18 protein-coding genes are annotated in these 16,573 nt (G+C 34.0%); 7 read left to right on the top strand and 11 right to left on the bottom strand.

Annotated elements, in window-relative coordinates:
* Positions 1 to 4 precede the first annotated feature (4 nt).
* From BN1225_RS10720 to BN1225_RS10760, 9 genes are all read right to left on the bottom strand, one after another.
* Positions 5 to 754, bottom strand: a complete 750-nt coding sequence (locus tag BN1225_RS10720) for a GNAT family N-acetyltransferase (RefSeq protein WP_041139822.1) — start codon at positions 752 to 754, stop codon at positions 5 to 7.
* Positions 755 to 1,059: 305 nt separating this feature from the next.
* Positions 1,060 to 1,533, bottom strand: a complete 474-nt coding sequence (locus BN1225_RS10725) for an LURP-one-related/scramblase family protein (protein ID WP_041139823.1) — start codon at positions 1,531 to 1,533, stop codon at positions 1,060 to 1,062.
* Between the two features lie 129 nt (positions 1,534 to 1,662).
* Positions 1,663 to 2,025: a DUF4440 domain-containing protein gene (locus tag BN1225_RS10730; RefSeq protein ID WP_041139824.1), complete on the bottom strand. Its 363-nt coding sequence runs from the start codon at positions 2,023 to 2,025 to the stop codon at positions 1,663 to 1,665.
* 37 nt (positions 2,026 to 2,062) lie between these two features.
* On the bottom strand, positions 2,063 to 2,908 hold the full coding sequence (locus BN1225_RS10735) for an aldo/keto reductase (RefSeq protein WP_041139825.1): 846 nt from the start codon (positions 2,906 to 2,908) through the stop codon (positions 2,063 to 2,065).
* A gap of 11 nt (positions 2,909 to 2,919) precedes the next feature.
* Positions 2,920 to 3,681 (bottom strand): EFR1 family ferrodoxin, encoded by a 762-nt coding sequence (locus BN1225_RS10740; protein WP_041139826.1) that lies wholly within the window; start codon positions 3,679 to 3,681, stop codon positions 2,920 to 2,922.
* A 108-nt stretch (positions 3,682 to 3,789) separates the two neighbouring features.
* The gene (locus BN1225_RS10745; RefSeq protein WP_041139827.1) at positions 3,790 to 4,629 is read right to left on the bottom strand and encodes an aldo/keto reductase; all 840 of its coding nucleotides are present in this window, start codon (positions 4,627 to 4,629) and stop codon (positions 3,790 to 3,792) included.
* A 13-nt stretch (positions 4,630 to 4,642) separates the two neighbouring features.
* Positions 4,643 to 5,491 carry an aldo/keto reductase gene (locus BN1225_RS10750; protein ID WP_041139828.1) on the bottom strand — a complete coding sequence of 283 codons (849 nt, stop codon included), beginning with the start codon at positions 5,489 to 5,491 and terminating at the stop codon, positions 4,643 to 4,645.
* Between the two features lie 23 nt (positions 5,492 to 5,514).
* A complete protein-coding gene (locus BN1225_RS10755) occupies positions 5,515 to 6,489 on the bottom strand; it encodes an aldo/keto reductase (RefSeq protein ID WP_041139829.1) in 975 nt (324 codons plus the stop codon).
* Positions 6,490 to 6,515: 26 nt separating this feature from the next.
* Positions 6,516 to 7,373: an aldo/keto reductase gene (locus tag BN1225_RS10760; protein WP_041139830.1), complete on the bottom strand. Its 858-nt coding sequence runs from the start codon at positions 7,371 to 7,373 to the stop codon at positions 6,516 to 6,518.
* 110 nt (positions 7,374 to 7,483) lie between these two features.
* Here BN1225_RS10760 and BN1225_RS10765 point away from each other — a divergent pair, with 110 nt between their 5' ends.
* A complete protein-coding gene (locus BN1225_RS10765) occupies positions 7,484 to 8,353 on the top strand; it encodes a LysR family transcriptional regulator (RefSeq protein ID WP_052466585.1) in 870 nt (289 codons plus the stop codon).
* Between the two features lie 410 nt (positions 8,354 to 8,763).
* Here the strand turns inward: BN1225_RS10765 and BN1225_RS10770 are convergent, their stop codons facing one another.
* Both BN1225_RS10770 and BN1225_RS10775 read right to left on the bottom strand, forming a co-directional pair.
* Positions 8,764 to 9,195: a YolD-like family protein gene (locus tag BN1225_RS10770; protein WP_041139831.1), complete on the bottom strand. Its 432-nt coding sequence runs from the start codon at positions 9,193 to 9,195 to the stop codon at positions 8,764 to 8,766.
* A 10-nt stretch (positions 9,196 to 9,205) separates the two neighbouring features.
* Positions 9,206 to 10,711: a Y-family DNA polymerase gene (locus BN1225_RS10775; RefSeq protein ID WP_041139832.1), complete on the bottom strand. Its 1,506-nt coding sequence runs from the start codon at positions 10,709 to 10,711 to the stop codon at positions 9,206 to 9,208.
* A gap of 288 nt (positions 10,712 to 10,999) precedes the next feature.
* On the opposite strand from BN1225_RS10775, the gene BN1225_RS10780 reads away from it, so the two are divergent.
* From BN1225_RS10780 to BN1225_RS10805, 6 genes are all read left to right on the top strand, one after another.
* Positions 11,000 to 11,236, top strand: coding sequence for a hypothetical protein (locus BN1225_RS10780; RefSeq protein ID WP_041139833.1), 237 nt, complete (start codon positions 11,000 to 11,002; stop codon positions 11,234 to 11,236).
* Positions 11,237 to 11,253: 17 nt separating this feature from the next.
* Positions 11,254 to 12,639, top strand: coding sequence for an ABC transporter permease (locus BN1225_RS10785; protein ID WP_041139834.1), 1,386 nt, complete (start codon positions 11,254 to 11,256; stop codon positions 12,637 to 12,639).
* A gap of 3 nt (positions 12,640 to 12,642) precedes the next feature.
* Positions 12,643 to 13,320: an ATP-binding cassette domain-containing protein gene (locus tag BN1225_RS10790; RefSeq protein ID WP_041139835.1), complete on the top strand. Its 678-nt coding sequence runs from the start codon at positions 12,643 to 12,645 to the stop codon at positions 13,318 to 13,320.
* A 107-nt stretch (positions 13,321 to 13,427) separates the two neighbouring features.
* Complete coding sequence (locus BN1225_RS10795; RefSeq protein WP_041139836.1) at positions 13,428 to 14,696, top strand: ABC transporter permease; 1,269 nt, start codon at positions 13,428 to 13,430, stop codon at positions 14,694 to 14,696.
* A 45-nt stretch (positions 14,697 to 14,741) separates the two neighbouring features.
* Positions 14,742 to 15,419: a response regulator transcription factor gene (locus BN1225_RS10800; RefSeq protein ID WP_041139837.1), complete on the top strand. Its 678-nt coding sequence runs from the start codon at positions 14,742 to 14,744 to the stop codon at positions 15,417 to 15,419.
* Between the two features lie 92 nt (positions 15,420 to 15,511).
* Entirely contained in the window at positions 15,512 to 16,483 is a 972-nt protein-coding gene (locus BN1225_RS10805; protein ID WP_187117555.1) for a sensor histidine kinase, read from the top strand.
* Positions 16,484 to 16,573 lie beyond the last annotated feature (90 nt).

The raw sequence follows: 16,573 nt of genomic DNA on the forward strand, positions 1-16,573 counted from the left end.
CTATTCATTTTTTTAGGATTCTTTTTATATAAGCAGCATCGATTAAGTTGACAGTCTTAAATTCACCATTATAAAAGACTGCCCAATTATTAAACACACAAGGTAATGCTTTCGCTTTTTCCAAGGTATCAACATGAATCCAATTAACCGGTACTTCATTTGATTCACAATAATTTTTAATCCTTTGAATATACTGATCTATAAACGGACACTGTCTATCAAAATAAATGGTCAGTTCTTTGTTTTCGATTTCCATACGTTTAGCATTTGATGCGAATTTTGGCATCGTTCCATCAAAAGAAAGGGCAAGCAGTTCATATCCGTTTTCCGTCGTATCCACTACTTCAAAACCAAATTTCTTTGCAAACGATTGATCAGAAAGCCAGCCTTTTTGTTTCTTTGCGCCTAACATACAGATTCCCGATTTTCCCTGTTCTTTTGCATCCGCAATACAGTATTCCATCAAAGATGTTGCATATCCTTTTCCTTTATGTGCACTATCCACCCATAAACAATACAGATAATAATAGTTGTCACCGATGATTGGTACCCATGCCGTTTCACAAGGAGCATACTCGATAAAGACCGTTGCTTTTTCATTTAATTTCCTAAAGACATGCCCTTCTTTTAATCGATCCGCAAGCCATAAACGCTTTGCTTCAATACCGGGATGGGCTATTTTGGTACGGATGATACAGCTTAAATGTTCACTAGCAAGATTTTCCGGAGTTAAGTTTATAAATTCTGTTTTCATATTTACCCTCTCTTCAATATTTTTTATGTATTATCATGATACCAGTGTAACATATTTTAAAGAGAATAGGTGATTTCAAATAAAAACAGCACTTATTTGGTAAGTCCTGTTATTTTAATATAGTCATAATCCTTTTTATCTGTTTTCTATAGCTTTTTAAATCAAGGTCAGCGTTTAGCAAAGACATCTAAATTTACTCAATACAGTCCTCTACTTTCATAAAATATCGTCACCTGATTTGTTTTAAAGAAAACACCGTAGTTTCTCACATATAAGATTTAATTTTAAAAATAATATCCTGCTTGTTAATTGCGGCGTGAGCACTTTTCCGCATCTATTGCCAACACGATCATTAAAACATACAAGGCATTTTGAGGTTCTGTTACCTCTATCACATAAGTATCAGTCAGATGAAATACTTCCTTTGAAATGGTAGCAATCAACTGTGAATGTGCATCTATAATCTGATAATCCCATTGCCACAAGTCACCGTTTACCTGCCAATCATTACAGTCAAGACGAAAGACTGGCTTGAAAAATGAGAATTCTTTATAAATACGCCCAATATATTGGTCATGAACATACATATTAAATTTAGGTAAAAAAGTCAGAACTTCTTCTTTGATGGTCCCTATATTTTCATCTTGTTGATTATGAATATGAAGGCAATGCCCCCAACTTAACTTCCCTTGAACCGTATATAAAACTTCTTGATTCTCATCGTATATATCATAGCTATCGAGCCATGAAAAAAACCTTTGCTTAAATAATAGTTTCATCGTTATCTCCTTTTTATCTATTCTATCATAAAACAAATTGAATTAGTCCATTCACTTATAAAAGAATATATGAAGCTATCTATAAAAAAACAGATACTTTTTAGATATCTGTTTAATAAATGTATAAGATTAATAGACAAGTGCTGTAAATGTAAACTGTATCAGCTTCCACTCTTTCTTATACACATAAACTTCAGTCACCATAAAATGATGCGTTGTTTCTTCTCCATTTATCAATAATGTATAATTGCAGTCTGTCAAAACAACAGCTGTGTTATTATTAAAGAGATTAACTTTCTGATCATGAAATGTAATCTTTGTTGGCTTAAAAGAACCGCTTGTATAAAATTCTATTTCTTTATCTAAATCACAACTAATTCCAATATGAACAAACTGGCATTTTTGATCCGCATATAAACGCATTCCTTTTTCATCAGCGTTTTCCATAGCTTTCCAAAAAGCCTGAGATACTTCTAATACTTCTTTTTCCATTGACTTTGCCTCTTTTGTTTAGATTTATATTCTTTAATTATCTTTTTAAACCGCAAATCATTTCAACGGTTGCCGGATCATAGTGTGAGAAGAACGAACTTGTATCTTTATTCAATGACGCTATGGTTTGCATATCCTCTTGGCTTAATTCAAAATCAAAGATATTGATATTTTCCAGCATTCTTTCTTTTCTTACGGTTTTAGCCAAAGGCACAATCCCTCTTTGAATTAACCATCTTAAAATAACCTGTCCGATTGACTTACCGTATTTATTTCCAATTTCTGCTAGTGTTTCATTTGTAAAAATTCCATTTTTACCTTCTGCAAATGGAGCCCATGCTTCTAATTGTACTCCATATTTACGGTTATATTCTAAAGCTGTATCCTGTTGATGAAAAGGATTCACTTCCACTTGATTGACTGCCGGCACAACTTCACTATCTAATGCCAAATCAACTAAACGATCAGGATAAAAATTAGATACACCAATAGCTTTAATTTTTCCTTCTTTATATAAATCTATTAAAGCACGATATGCCCCATGATAATCTTTAAAAGGTTGATGCAGTAAGACTAAATCAATATACTCTAATTGCATTTTATTTAAAGATTCTTCAACAGAAGCTTTGGCTTGATCATATCCATAATTAGAAATCCAAACTTTTGTTGTGATAAATAATTCTTCTCTGGCAACAGTTGTTTTTATGATCGCTTCTCCTACTGCCTCTTCGTTTCCATATGATTGAGCTGTATCAATTAAACGATATCCGGCATCGATAGCGTCTAGTACCACTCTGACACATTCCTCTTTATCTTTGATTTGGAATACTCCAAATCCTGCTTTTGGCATTTTCACACCATTATTTAATGTTATATATTCCATTTATTTTCTCCTTACTGTTCATTTGCTTTAATAATATCTTGCAGGCTGACATGCTCATTGCGGTATCTGGCATTTGGATTTTTATCACTTATTGACATTATGATTGCTTTTGACGGGCAGTTATTGGCACATGCCAAACAGAATTCACAGGTTTTGTTGATCTTTACTGCTTTCCCACCAATAATCTTAATATTGCCAATCGGACAAACACGCACGCATATACCACAGCCACTGCATTTATCAGTAATTTTAATTTGTTCTCCATTATTAATTTCCGGATATTCCGTAAATCTAGCCTTGACTAAATCATATTTTTCTCGTCCGTCTTCTGTCGGTTGCTTAATAAAATTTTTACGCTGATTCAAATCTTCTTTAATCATTGATAGCTGCTCTGGTATCTTCTTATCCATTGCTTTTTGCTCATTGACATCAAATGAAGGGAGGTAGTTGTCAACCATTTGTAATGTATTGGCATAGTTTACCTTTATTCCCTGCTCCTTACAAAATTGGCTAGCCCACTCACTAGCAACACTATCATTCATCCCATAAGTTGAAATAATATAGAAATAATTCGTTTTAAAGGTTGCTTTTTCTATAAATCTTCTAACAATATGGGGCATCTTCCCAGCATAGACCGGTGTAACGATTCCAATGGTTTCATCTTCAAACTCTAAATCTTCTGTTTTTAAAACCTGAGGGATACTTTGACTATGGCTGTCTAACTGCTGACTGATATGTAAGCAGTTCCCTGTTGCACTAAAGTAAAATATCATATCTTTTTCCTCCTGAAATGATGATGTATCTGACTACTATTTCCTATAATATTTATTCTGCTCAATGTATTTATTTCATGCCTAAATGCATTGTTATAGAGGAATTTTTTAATTTTCAAAATTACACTTAGTTTTTGCTAATCTTTCTAGTGACTCCTTTGTAACGATGTAGAAAGGCTGATGTTTGCTGACTCGTTCAATTATTTTCATCTCTTCCTTAGTTAAAGCAAAGTCAAAGATATCCGCATTCTCTTGAATATGTTCTAGTGAAGTACTTCCCGGAACTAATCCAAATCCCATCTGTGTATGCCATCTTAAAATAATTTGTACTGTAGATTTATGATACTTATTTCCTAATTCCATAAATACTGGATCATTCAGCATGTCAGTATTGCCATGTCCTAACGGATACCAAGACTGCAAAGCAATATGATGTTCTTCTAAGAACGCTTTCACTGCTTCTGCCGGATAATAGGGGTGACATTCCACTTGCATGACAGCTGGTACAATTTCACAGTTGTCTAATATTTCCTGAACCTTATCGATTGGGAAATTAGATAGTCCAATCGCTTTTAATTTCCCATCTTTATAAGCTTTTTCCAGCATTCGATAAGCATAAATGTAATTGTTTACCGGATGATGAAGAAGCATTAAATCTATATAATCAACATTCAAACGTTTTAACGTATCGTCAATTGCCTGATCGTTTTCATATAAAGTTGGTCCTAGCTTTGTTTCTAAGAATATATCTTCTCGTTTAATTCCAGATTTTATGATCCCTTTTCCAACTTCAACTTCATTTCCGTAACGATTAGCAGTATCAATAAGTAAATACCCATTATTTAAAGCATAACTCACATTATCGATAATTTGTTCACCAAATTGATTGATCGTTCCAAAGCCTAGTTTTGGCATGCTCACCCCATTGTTCAATAGGATATATTCCATATTTTTTCCTCCTTTAGTCATGAATTTTCAATCCCATTAAACGTGTTTCATTTGCCGGGTCTTCCGGATTATGTGTTCCTTTTCCTGTATCTAAGGCTTGAATAGCTGTCATTTCTTCCTCGCTTAATTCGAAATCAAATATATCTATATTCCCCTTCATTCTTACTGGATTTGTTGATTTTGGAAGTGAAATAACTCCTTCTTGATAAATCCATCTTAAAATAATTTGACCTGCATTTTTGTTGTATTTATTTGCCAGAGAGATGATTGTTTCATTTTCTAATAAATTCTTGTTTCCATGTCCTAGTGGATACCATGCTTCTAAACGAATATGATGTTCATTCATCACTTCTCTTAACTCTTTTTGCTGAGTAAAAGGATTAAACTCTACCTGATTTACTACAGGCATTAAAGTCATGCCATCCTTAAATTTATTCCATAGATTAACTGTGATATTTGAAATTCCGATTGATTTTATTTTTCCTGCTTCGACCGCTTCTTCTAAGGCTTTCCATGCCCCTAAATAATCACCATATGGCTGATGCAGTAAATAAAGATCAATATAATTCACCCCTAATAGTGCCAAAGAATTTTCGATTCCTTTTTTTGCGTTCTCATAACCGTAATCTTGCAGCCATAATTTTGAAGTAATAAAGATTTCATCTCTTGGTATACCACTGTCCTTAATTGCTTTTCCTACATCGCTTTCATTCATATAGCCTGCTGCCGTATCAATATGGCGATAGCCCGCTTTTAATGCCGCTAATGTTGCATTATATGTTGGTCCGTCATTAGGAATCATAAAGACTCCAAATCCCACTGCCGGAATCGTTGTGTCATTGTTTAGTGTAAAGTAATCCATTGTTCTGTTCTCCTTTTCTTTTATTAATGTCCGCCAAATACCGCAAAATCCATCGTGTCTAAATGATCATCGATTATTCGAATTTCTTCTGCTGTCATTTCAATATTTCCTGAATTAAAATTCTCTGTCAAACGACTTTCTTTTCTGCTGCCGGGAATTGGAATAATGAAATCTTTCTTACAGATCATCCAAGCCATTGACAGTTGTGCCATTGTACAGTTCTTCTGATTTGCCAAGTTATTTAATAAGTTCAATAAACCTTGTGCTTTTTTATATCCTTCTTCTTGATATTGGGGCATTTTATTTCTAAAATCGCCTTTTTCAAATTTAGATTCAGGAGTAAATTTACCTGTCAATAATCCATTTGCCATAGGTGAGAAAGCAACATATGTGATACCCAATTCCTCACATACTGGAAATAAATGTTCATGCCATCTTGCCATCATTGAATAGCGATTTTGAATAGCCGATACCGGACAAACCGCATGAGCTCTTCTTAAATAGTCTTCATTTACTTCAGAGATACCCCATGCTTTTATTTTTCCTTCTTTGATTAGTTCTTTCATTACCCCAGCAACAACTTCCGGTTCAATCTTAGGATCGATTCTATGCTGATAATATAAATCAATATAATCTGTTTGAAGCTTTTTTAAACTGTTCTCTAATGCTCTTCTTATTGTTTTTGGGGAGCTATCAAATTCTAAATAATCTCCTTTATGTGTTACTCCAAACTTCGTCGCTATAACAACCTTATTACGAACCTCTTTTAAGGCACTTCCTACTAGTTCTTCATTGTAAGAAATGGTACCATCCGCATTTTCCCCAGTATAGCATTCTGCCGTATCAAAGAAATCATATCCTAGATCATAAGCTTTTCTAATAACCTTTATGGCTGTATCTTTGTCTTCTGCCATTCCATAGGCATGAGAAAATCCCATACACCCAAGACCAATCATATTTACATAGATCCCCGTTTTACCTAATTGTCTTTTCTTCATCTTTTTCCTCCTTATTTTTAAATTTCTCAATCAAATGGACCATGTATTTTATACTTATTCAACCACTTTGCTGTGGTGTAACACTGATGGTCAATAATCTCACTATGCCCAATATCTAATCGCCTAATTTCATTAAGATCATCCTGATCTAATATAAAGTCAAAAATATCAATGTTTTCTTTCATTCTTTCCTGATGACTGGTTTTAGGAATCGTTATAACGCCCTTTTGAAGATGCCATCGTAAAATAACCTGTGAAATAGACTTTTGATGCTTCTGTGATATTGCTTTTAGAACTGGATTATCAAAGATTTCCCTTTGCCCCTCATTAAGGGGACCCCAAGCCTGTGTCTGACAATGATAATGTTTCATCAATGTCACTGTTTCCTCCTGCTGATAAAACGGATGTACCTCAATTTGATTGATCATAGGATGAATCTTCGAGTTTAGATAAAGATCAACAAATCTTTCCTTAGAAAAATTACATACTCCTATCCCTTTAACTTTTCCATCCTGATAAAGTTTTTCTAACGCCCGCCAAGATCCATAATAGTCATTATATGGCTGATGAATTAAATAAAGATCAAGGTAATCGATCTGCAAATTATCAAGACTTGTTTGAAATGCTTTCAGCGTATTTTCATAGCCGGCATCCTGCACCCAAACCTTTGAAGTAATATAGATTTCATTCCTTGAAAAACCAGACTCTCGAATGGCTTCCCCTATTTGTTTTTCATTGAAATAACTAGCTGCCGTATCAATTAGGCGATATCCGCATTGAAGGGCATCAAGAATACATCTTTTTGTATCCTTTGGTAGGATATGCAGTGTTCCGTATCCCAACATGGGTAAACATACACCATTGTTAAGTTCAATATATTCCATATGCTCCCTCCTTTTTACACTTTCATTTTATTTGTATTTACTAAAAAAGTACAATATCAATAAAACATTGTGCTATAATTAAAATGCATAGTGAAAGGAGGAAACCTTATATGTTTGAACTTAGTCAATTGCTTTACTTTGTTACTATTGTCGAACAAGGAACAATCTCAAAGGCTGCCGAAGTCCTTCTTATATCACAGCCTGCCTTGACACGGTCTTTAAAAAAATTGGAAGAAGAGTTAGAAGTTGAACTGTTTGATCGTACAAAAAATAAAATTATTTTAAACGACAACGGACAACTTGCCTATCAACGTGCAAAGAAGATATTGGAAATGAGCACGGCTATGAAGAGTGAGCTCATCGCCTTCAACAAAGCAACAAGTACCATCTCAATTGGTTCTTTAGCTCCTGCACCGATATGGGCTTTAAAACATCTATTAAAAGAAAAATATCCGGATTTGAAGATTGAAGAAGAGATTGACCATAAGGATTCTTATCTTATAGATGGGTTGAGAGATGAAAAGTATACCATTATCGTTCTCAATTATCCCTATTCTCATAAAGATTATCAGTCAATAGAACTTTTTGAAGAAGATCTTTATCTATCCCTTCCACCGGCACATCCGCTCGCTTTATTTGATAAAGTATCATTTGATGATCTGAATGGTGAGAGTATATTGCTTTTATCCAGAATCGGATTTTGGAATGAAATATGCTTAACTTATATACCTGATTCTCATCTTTTAATTCAAAATGATGAAACTGTTTTTAATGAAATTGTCAGATCCTCAGCATTGCCACATTTCAGAACAAACATTACCTTAATGTGTCATGATTCAAACAATCGGATTAATATTCCCATTACAGATGAAGCGGCTAAGATAAAATATTATGCAGTATTCCATAAGAGTAAAAAGAAACTCTTTCAATTTCTAAAAAAAGAGATAACAAATATAGACTGGGGAAAAATAGATATATAATAATGACAATATGAATAACGATGCCATTAAAATGTGAATGTAAAATTGCATGCCCTTTTCAAAATAAAATTTTATGAAGCAATGTATTATGATTGAAATAAAAGAACTAGGAAAAGATTCCTAGTTCTTTTATTTAACATATGGAGATACGCATGAAATTAATATCACGAGTTATGATTGATTTACCTCTTTTAAAACACCTCTTTTTCATAGTCGTACAAACATCAATATATTCACTCAAATAACTCATTATTCCCTATCGATTATATTGGGAAATAGGCAAGATTTTTAAGTTTATCAATGTCATATATTTAATAAATACAGTCCGGCTGAGATATTTGGCTTAAATTTAACTAATAAAATACCTTCATAATAACTAGTTTAATTCCATATCTTGATATTTTAATTCTCTATATTGATTTATGTTCCTGTTTTTCTACGATTTCAATCGTATATATATCTTCTATCGGCAGCTTATCTCCATTCATTAACACCAGTTTATTTTCATAGTAATCGATCTTCTTAACCTGAATTATATCACTGATGTAGCAGCCACCTGCTTTTTTCTTATCCTTAATAAAATAAGTCATTTGGATCAAAGGATAGTGTCTATTTATTACTTCTTGAAGTGTATTATTTATGATTTCTTTTTGATTTTCATCAAGCTCTTTCTTTGGCACTGTTAATCGCTCTGTCTCTAAAATACGTTCTTTATGTCCTGTCAATGCGGCAAAGGGAGCAAACTGAACGGCCCGGTCTTGTTTTGACATTTGCGGATGTTTTTTAGAAATATGTCGTGGCATATTGATAATATCTCGATAATCCTCATTACCTTTTTTCATTTTCTTTTACCTATGCTTTATGTCCGCCAATTGTTCCATTACGAATAATTGCCGTTGCCCCTTCTTCAAGATCCATTACTTTTAAAACTGCATTCTTGCCATATTTTTTCTTTATTGTCAGTGTTGCTTGCTGTATTCTTTTATCTTTTTCCAGTTCTTCTTTTTGCTTTTTTCGCTCTTTATCAATTGTCTCATAATCTGCAAACAGATTCATTTGCTCCATTTTGGTCTGATTGATTATCATACTTTCACTTTTAACGTGATTGGCTGTAATATTGATTCTTCTAATATACAAGTTTCTGTCCACAATCTTATCATAAACCCTAAGAACTTTTTCAATTATTAATGTTGAAGAAGAGGTCAATATTCCTAAGTTGATTCCCTGATGAGCATGTTTGGGAATCTTACGTCCATAATAATCGGTTGTAATCTCCCCGTGATATCGAACTTTCTTATTAGACAGGTTCCCCTTATCATATCCGACTGTTAATATAATTTGATCTGTAACAAGATTTTTATCTACTAAATCAAGGGCTAATTGATCCAACATCTCTATAACAACCAGTCTGCCTTTTTCAAAATCATAAGGATCACTCAATACCTGACCGCTGCCGATACTTTGATTTTCGGGCTGGTATGCTTTAATATCTTTCATAGAACAAGATTCATATCCCCATGCATGATCGATCAATAATTCGGCATTGATGCCAAATTCATCATAAAGCAAGTCTTCATTATGAAGTGAACATCTCGCAATGTCTCCCATCGTATATAATCCCAATTTTTCCAATCTTTTGGTATATCCTCTGCCTACTCGCCAAAAATCTCTTAAAGGTCGATGACACCATAAATATTGACGATATCTTGATTCATCTAATTGGGCAATCCTGACTCCATCTTCGTCCGGTCTGACATGCTTCGCCACGATATCCATCGCCACCTTACATAAATAAAGGTTTGTTCCGATCCCCGCAGTGGCGGTAATTCCTGTGGTTTCAAATATATCGATAATAATCCTTTTGATAAACTCTCTTGCGGTCATTTGACTGCTTTTTAAATAGCTGGTAATATCGATAAAAACCTCATCAATAGAATACACATGAATATCCTGTGGAGACAGATATTTTAAATAGACTTGGTAAATTCTGGCACTGTAATCTATATAAAACGACATTCTTGGCAGAGCCGTTATATAGGAAAGCTCTAAATTTGGATTTTCAAACAACTCTTCTTCATCATAGGACACACCGGTAAACGGCTGTCTGCCTATTTGTTTCCATCTTTGTTTATTGATTTCTTTTACTTTTTGTACGACTTCAAACAATCTAGCTCTCCCCGCTATTCCGTATTTCTTTAAAGAAGGGGAAACCGCTAAGCAGATTGTTTTTTCTGTTCGACTTGAATCCGCAACGACTAAATGCGTTTTCAAAGGATCTAACCCGCGTTCTTGACACTCAACTGATGCATAAAAAGATTTCAAATCGATTGCTGCATAGACATGATGATCCCTTTTCATTCCTATACCTCCTATAGACGCCCTATTCATTATTATTTTAACACATCTGTTTCATTTTCATTTTTTAAAGCAGTTGTCTGTCTATAGTATTTACGCACAAAAATATTTTTAAAATAAAACTTTATAAAGCACAATAAATAAAACGGTTAAGTCACCATAATTGCCATAATAAAGCAGATAAGTCAGTGGGAGATAGTCTATTCATGTCCTTTTAAGTATTCTCCATTAACTTTAATTTAACGTTGCATTTGATAAGATATATTCGCATAAAAGAAAGGAATGATAAAAATGAAATTAGCAAAATCAATATTCGCTATTATGTTTATAGGCAGTATTTTAGTTGGCTGTACAGATGCACAGTCCAACGGATCAAAACCCAAAACAGAAAACTATTCTAACCCCAGTCAAAATACACCATCAAATCCAGGAGGGAATTCTTCTTCAAAACCTCCGGCAAAGGGAAATACCGGTGAGTTAGGTGACGGTAAAGACTACAATGATACAATGAAAGATATCGTTCAATAAGCAAAGGAGAGATGACCATGTATATATTAAAAAACACATTGAAAAATATCGGCAGAAACAAAGGAAGAAACCTTATTATGGGTGCTATCCTTTTCCTGTTAATTTTTACTATCGCTATATCGGTGATTATCAACACCTCTGCCAACTCTACAATCGCCTATTACAAGGAACAGTTTGGTGCAGAAGTGGTCATGGCTAGAAACAATGAGAAAATGCCGGCAAACTTAGATGACTATCACCTGCCTTCTCTTGCAGATATGCGTAGTTATGCAGATTCAAGTCTATTAAAAGGATCTCAGATTTCCGCAAAAATCGCAGCTTCACTAGTTGGAATAAATACACTGGACAGTGATCTTAATTCCGGAAAGGGTGCGGCTTCTGATGGAATGGGTGGATCTTCAAATGATAACGGCTATAGAGTAAACAGTTTTATTATCGCAAGCAATCAAAATGAAATCAATGAAGAGTTCTCTAAAGGTTTAAGAAAAATTATCGAAGGCACGCTTTATCAGAACGTCAATGATATTATTATCTCACAAAATTTATCAAAACACGCGAATTTAGGCGTAGGGGACAGCGTCACAATACGTGTCTCATCTCCATATGATGGAAAAATCGTATCGGAAATAAAAGCTAACATTAGTGGTATTTATGAAGATCATGCTCCTGTCGATGAAAATGTAGAGTTCAAATCAGCCTTAACAAATCGTGGAAATGAGATTTTCATGAGTATGGAAACTGCTGAATCCAGCAAATTATTTGAATCTGATTTAGCGGTTATTGCGGCTACCTTTAAATTAAAAGATCCTAACGATTTAGATAAACTGCAAAAAGAATTCCAACAAAAAGGACTTCCTCAATATTTTGAATTAATTGCAGACAGCAGTACTTATCAAAAAATGGTTGCCCCATTAGAAGGATTAGGTAATATTACTAAAACATTTACAATTGCTTTATTTATATTTGGTTCAATTGTACTCATTATACTTTCAAATATTGCGATTAGAGAAAGAAAGTATGAGATCGGGGTTTTACGTGCTATAGGAATGAAGAAAAGCAGAGTGTCGCTATCTTTAATAAGTGAAATGTTTATCATTACCGCGATTTCACTGACCCTGGGCCTGTTCGCCGCAAACCTCAGCAGTAAACCAATTGCCAATACCGTATTATCTTCACAAGTAGAAGAGTTAAAAAGCAATTCCAACCATGAAATAGGTTCAAAATATGTCACCGGTTCTACTATCGTGACTGTACCGATTGATGAAATTGATACCAATTTAAACAGTTCAGCCCTATCACAAATTATTGTATTTGCCAGTTCATTGGCCATTATCTCCAGTGCGACCGGCGTCATGTATATTACAAAATTTGAGCCAATGCAAATATTATCAGAAAGGAATTAGTTTATGAGCCTATTAAGATTAGAAAATGTCAGCTATGCCTACGCAGGCAGCAATAAAAAAGTATTAAAGAAAATCAATATCGCCTTTGAAAGTGGCATTCTATATGGAATTATTGGAAAATCAGGTGCCGGAAAAAGTACACTATTATCTTTATTATCCGGTTTAGATAAATGTAAGGAAGGAAATATCATTTATAATGGTCAAGATATGGCAAAGATCGATCGAGATGAGTATCGTGCCAAAAAAATCGGAGTTATTTTTCAAGGTTATAATTTACTGACAAATGCCACCGTTTTAGATAATATTCTCTTATCTATTGATATCAGTGGGAAAAAGATCTCCAATAAAAAGGAATATGCTCTGAAACTGTTAGAAAAAGTTGGGATCGATAAAGAAAAAGCTATGCGAAAAGTATTAAAACTTTCTGGTGGAGAACAACAGCGTGTTGGGATTGCCCGAGCACTCTCTCATGATCCCGATGTCATCATTGCCGATGAACCGACAGGAAATTTAGATTCCGATACAGAAGCGAATATCATGGAAATTTTAAAAAATTTAGCACATGAAGAAAACAAATGTGTCATTATCGTAACACATTCAAAAGGTGCTGCCAGTTATGTAGATGATTTATATGCCCTATCTGCGGGTCAATTATCCTTTGTAAGAGAATCGAAAGGATAGAAAGACGGTAAATATTCCGTTATTTGAATGTATAAAAATTATTTGATAGAAAGAAAGGAGTAATAAAACATCATGACTATGTTCATTACACTATATGAGGAACAGTTATGTATATAATAACCCATGCATTAAAAAATCTAGTACGTAATAAAAGCAGAAATCTGCTTTTTGGCATTATCATTTTTTCTATTATTTTAACTGCTTCTGCATGTATGATAATTAATATGACTTCCGCACAAGCAATACGTTATTATAAAGAGAAATTTGGTTCAGAAGTCACCCTCACCAATCTGTCTAATAAACAAGATGCCCAGGATACCTTAAGTGCAGAGACACTGTTGTCCTTTTCTGATTCAGAATATATTCAATCTAAGGTCTATTCCGCAAAAATTGCGATTATTCCTGAAGGATTAAAGGTATTAAACGACTCAGGAAGTGTTTCATCCAATGGTACTTTATTAGCCAAAGCCTACGTAAAAGGAACAAGTGATCCGATGATTAATGAGGATTTCACAAAAGGATTGAAAAAAATCATACAGGGTTCTTCATCCCAAAACGCAAATGAGTGTATAATAAGTACAGAATTTGCAGAATTAAATTCATTAAGCCTAAATGATACGATCACGGTAATCAGTAATATTGCAAATCAGCCCATGCCGATCCAGTTAAAGATTACCGGGATTTATGAAGATAAATCATTATCACAACAAACTCAATCCAGCAGTTCATTGTTTTATTCAGGCAATGATATTTATACAAATTTTAATACCATTATTGATTCTGAAATCTTTAAAACTTATGGCAATATTGAGGCAAAGATGTCTCTAAAAAATCCGGATATGCTGGAAAACTTTAAAGCAGAATTAAAAGCAAAAGGGTTGCCGGACTATTATAATGTCACTACAGACGAGGATTCATACAAGGTGATGATAGCTCCTATTGAAAAAATAGCCGGTATTGCAAACAAAGTCATGATCGGGGTATTTATAAGCGGAAGTATTATCCTGCTTTTATTATCATTAATGACGATTAGAGAACGTAAATATGAAATCGGCGTTCTTCGAGCAATGGGAATGAAAAAAGTGAAGATTGCTTTAAGTTTATTAATAGAAAGTATCATGATTGTCTGTATATGCCTAGGTATTGGATTAGGCGTTGCGAAAGTGTCTCAAAAGCCGCTGTCATCTGCCGTCATTGCAACACAAGTTAAAGAAAGTGAAGAACAAAAGCAACTTATAGAACATGTCCAATTTGGTTCAAAAGAATTTTCTGACATAGCCTTGGCTTCTTTAGGTTTAGTCTTCATTTCCAGTTTGAGCGGAGTTTTGTTTGTAACCCGTTATGAACCATCAAAAATATTATCAGAAAGCAATTAAAACTATTCCAAGTATGATATTGTAGTAATAAAGGAGGGATTATTCATGAAACTACTGCTGATTGAAGATAATAAAGAACTTGCCGACTCAGTGAAAAAAGGATTAGAAGAATATGGCTATCAAGTAGATATTGCTTATGACGGAAATGATGGAGAAGAGAAAGCTTTTGTGAATCTCTATGACTGCATCCTGTTGGACTTAAATCTTCCCGGAAAAGATGGATTGGATGTCCTGCACTTTTTAAGAAATAATGGAATAGAAACACCGGTACTGATTATCAGTGCCAGAGATCATGTGGAAGAAAAGGTAAAAGGATTAAATTTAGGTGCTGATGATTATTTAGTGAAGCCATTTCATTTGAATGAATTGCATGCCCGAATTCAAACATTAATCCGACGCTTTCATGGAAGAAGCCAACCCGTTATTCAAATTGATGACTTAATGATTGATCCTATGAATCGAACAGCAACGATTAATGGAAAAATGGTAAAACTATCTGTAAAAGAATTTGATATTTTGGAATATATTGCACAAAAACACCCCAGAACTGTCAGCGCTGAGGAAATTGCCGAACATATTTATGATGAATTAGACCCTCAGTCTTCTGTCTTACGTGTGCATATGATTAAATTAAGAAAAAAGCTAAGGGAAGTTACAGATCGTGACATTCTGATGACAAGAAGAGGAATCGGGTATTATATCGCATGCAAGGAAAACGAATAAAACAAACTATTGCGATTCTATTATATGCTGCGTTCTTAATTACTATTTTCATCACCGGCACTCTATATTATCAAAACCAATCACTCCAAACTATGAAAGATCAATTTGATCATTATGAAGTACGGCAAGATACTGTATTAACACAACCTCAGGCAGATAACCCAATTAGGTTTGATGATGTCATTCAAAGTTTTCGTTTCAGTTTTTCAACATTTCAAATCTCATTTTTTATCGTTTTATTCACTACTGCTTTGATTGCTACCTATTTTTTATGGTTTTATCTGCATAACTTAAATAAAAAAGAAGTGAAAGAAATCATATTAAATCTTGAATCGATTGAAGAAGCAATATCCATTCCAGATAATGATTTAAAAAAAGTATATCAACGTCTTCAAGAGCGTTTTGAGAGTTATTTAAACGATTATAAGCGTTTAAATTATTATCTCTCTCATGAACAAAAAAATGCGATTGCTACTCTCCGAATGCGTTTAGAAGTCGATCATCAGACACAGTATTTATCCCAATTAGATAATATCACGGACTGTATCAATGACATCCTCACTTTAGGTGAACATAACGATGAGGCAACTAATGTGATTGATGTTGCTTTGATCTGTGCTGAAGTATATGATGCCTATTCCAAAAGTTATCCCTTACTCAAGTTCACTTTAGAAGAAGAAGATCACACTGAGATTCTCGGAAAAAAAAGATGGATTCAAAGAGCAATCAGCAATCTTGTGGATAATGCGATTAAATATGGAAATGGCAAATCCATAGAAATCAGTATCCAAAATAAAAGAGGCAGTGTAATCGTGATGGTCGAAGATCATGGGGTAGGGATTCCTGCATCTGAAAAAGAACAAATCTTTAATATGAATTACCGAATTCGCAAGTTGAAATCCGATGGCTATGGCATTGGCTTAAGTTTAGTCAATCATGTATGCGATTTATGTCATGGCTATGCTTACTTAGAAAGCGAAATAGGGAAAGGAACAAAGTTTTATTTAAGTTTCCCAGCATATAAAGAAATCAATGAACTCCCCAATAACACTAATAAATCATAACCACGCCTAAAAGACGTGGTATGCTTCCCCCTGTTAGGACATGATGTCGTGTTTCACACTTTGATATTTGACAGGGCAATCTCTTTATCA

The sequence above is a fragment of the Beduini massiliensis genome (genome assembly GCF_000829905.1).
GTDB lineage: Bacteria > Bacillota_I > Bacilli_A > Erysipelotrichales > Coprobacillaceae > Beduini > Beduini massiliensis.

Bases quoted from the DNA above. Each gene is read 5' to 3' on its own strand.
- BN1225_RS10720 (WP_041139822.1), bottom strand. From the start codon at position 754: ATGAAAACAGAATTTATAAACTTAACTCCGGAAAATCTTGCTAGTGAA.
- BN1225_RS10725 (WP_041139823.1), bottom strand. From the start codon at position 1,533: ATGAAACTATTATTTAAGCAAAGGTTTTTTTCATGGCTCGATAGCTAT.
- BN1225_RS10730 (WP_041139824.1), bottom strand. From the start codon at position 2,025: ATGGAAAAAGAAGTATTAGAAGTATCTCAGGCTTTTTGGAAAGCTATG.
- BN1225_RS10735 (WP_041139825.1), bottom strand. From the start codon at position 2,908: ATGGAATATATAACATTAAATAATGGTGTGAAAATGCCAAAAGCAGGA.
- BN1225_RS10740 (WP_041139826.1), bottom strand. From the start codon at position 3,681: ATGATATTTTACTTTAGTGCAACAGGGAACTGCTTACATATCAGTCAG.
- BN1225_RS10745 (WP_041139827.1), bottom strand. From the start codon at position 4,629: ATGGAATATATCCTATTGAACAATGGGGTGAGCATGCCAAAACTAGGC.
- BN1225_RS10750 (WP_041139828.1), bottom strand. From the start codon at position 5,491: ATGGATTACTTTACACTAAACAATGACACAACGATTCCGGCAGTGGGA.
- BN1225_RS10755 (WP_041139829.1), bottom strand. From the start codon at position 6,489: ATGAAGAAAAGACAATTAGGTAAAACGGGGATCTATGTAAATATGATT.
- BN1225_RS10760 (WP_041139830.1), bottom strand. From the start codon at position 7,373: ATGGAATATATTGAACTTAACAATGGTGTATGTTTACCCATGTTGGGA.
- BN1225_RS10765 (WP_052466585.1), top strand. From the start codon at position 7,484: ATGTTTGAACTTAGTCAATTGCTTTACTTTGTTACTATTGTCGAACAA.
- BN1225_RS10770 (WP_041139831.1), bottom strand. From the start codon at position 9,195: ATGAAAAAAGGTAATGAGGATTATCGAGATATTATCAATATGCCACGA.
- BN1225_RS10775 (WP_041139832.1), bottom strand. From the start codon at position 10,711: ATGAAAAGGGATCATCATGTCTATGCAGCAATCGATTTGAAATCTTTT.
- BN1225_RS10780 (WP_041139833.1), top strand. From the start codon at position 11,000: ATGAAATTAGCAAAATCAATATTCGCTATTATGTTTATAGGCAGTATT.
- BN1225_RS10785 (WP_041139834.1), top strand. From the start codon at position 11,254: ATGTATATATTAAAAAACACATTGAAAAATATCGGCAGAAACAAAGGA.
- BN1225_RS10790 (WP_041139835.1), top strand. From the start codon at position 12,643: ATGAGCCTATTAAGATTAGAAAATGTCAGCTATGCCTACGCAGGCAGC.
- BN1225_RS10795 (WP_041139836.1), top strand. From the start codon at position 13,428: ATGTATATAATAACCCATGCATTAAAAAATCTAGTACGTAATAAAAGC.
- BN1225_RS10800 (WP_041139837.1), top strand. From the start codon at position 14,742: ATGAAACTACTGCTGATTGAAGATAATAAAGAACTTGCCGACTCAGTG.
- BN1225_RS10805 (WP_187117555.1), top strand. From the start codon at position 15,512: ATGAAAGATCAATTTGATCATTATGAAGTACGGCAAGATACTGTATTA.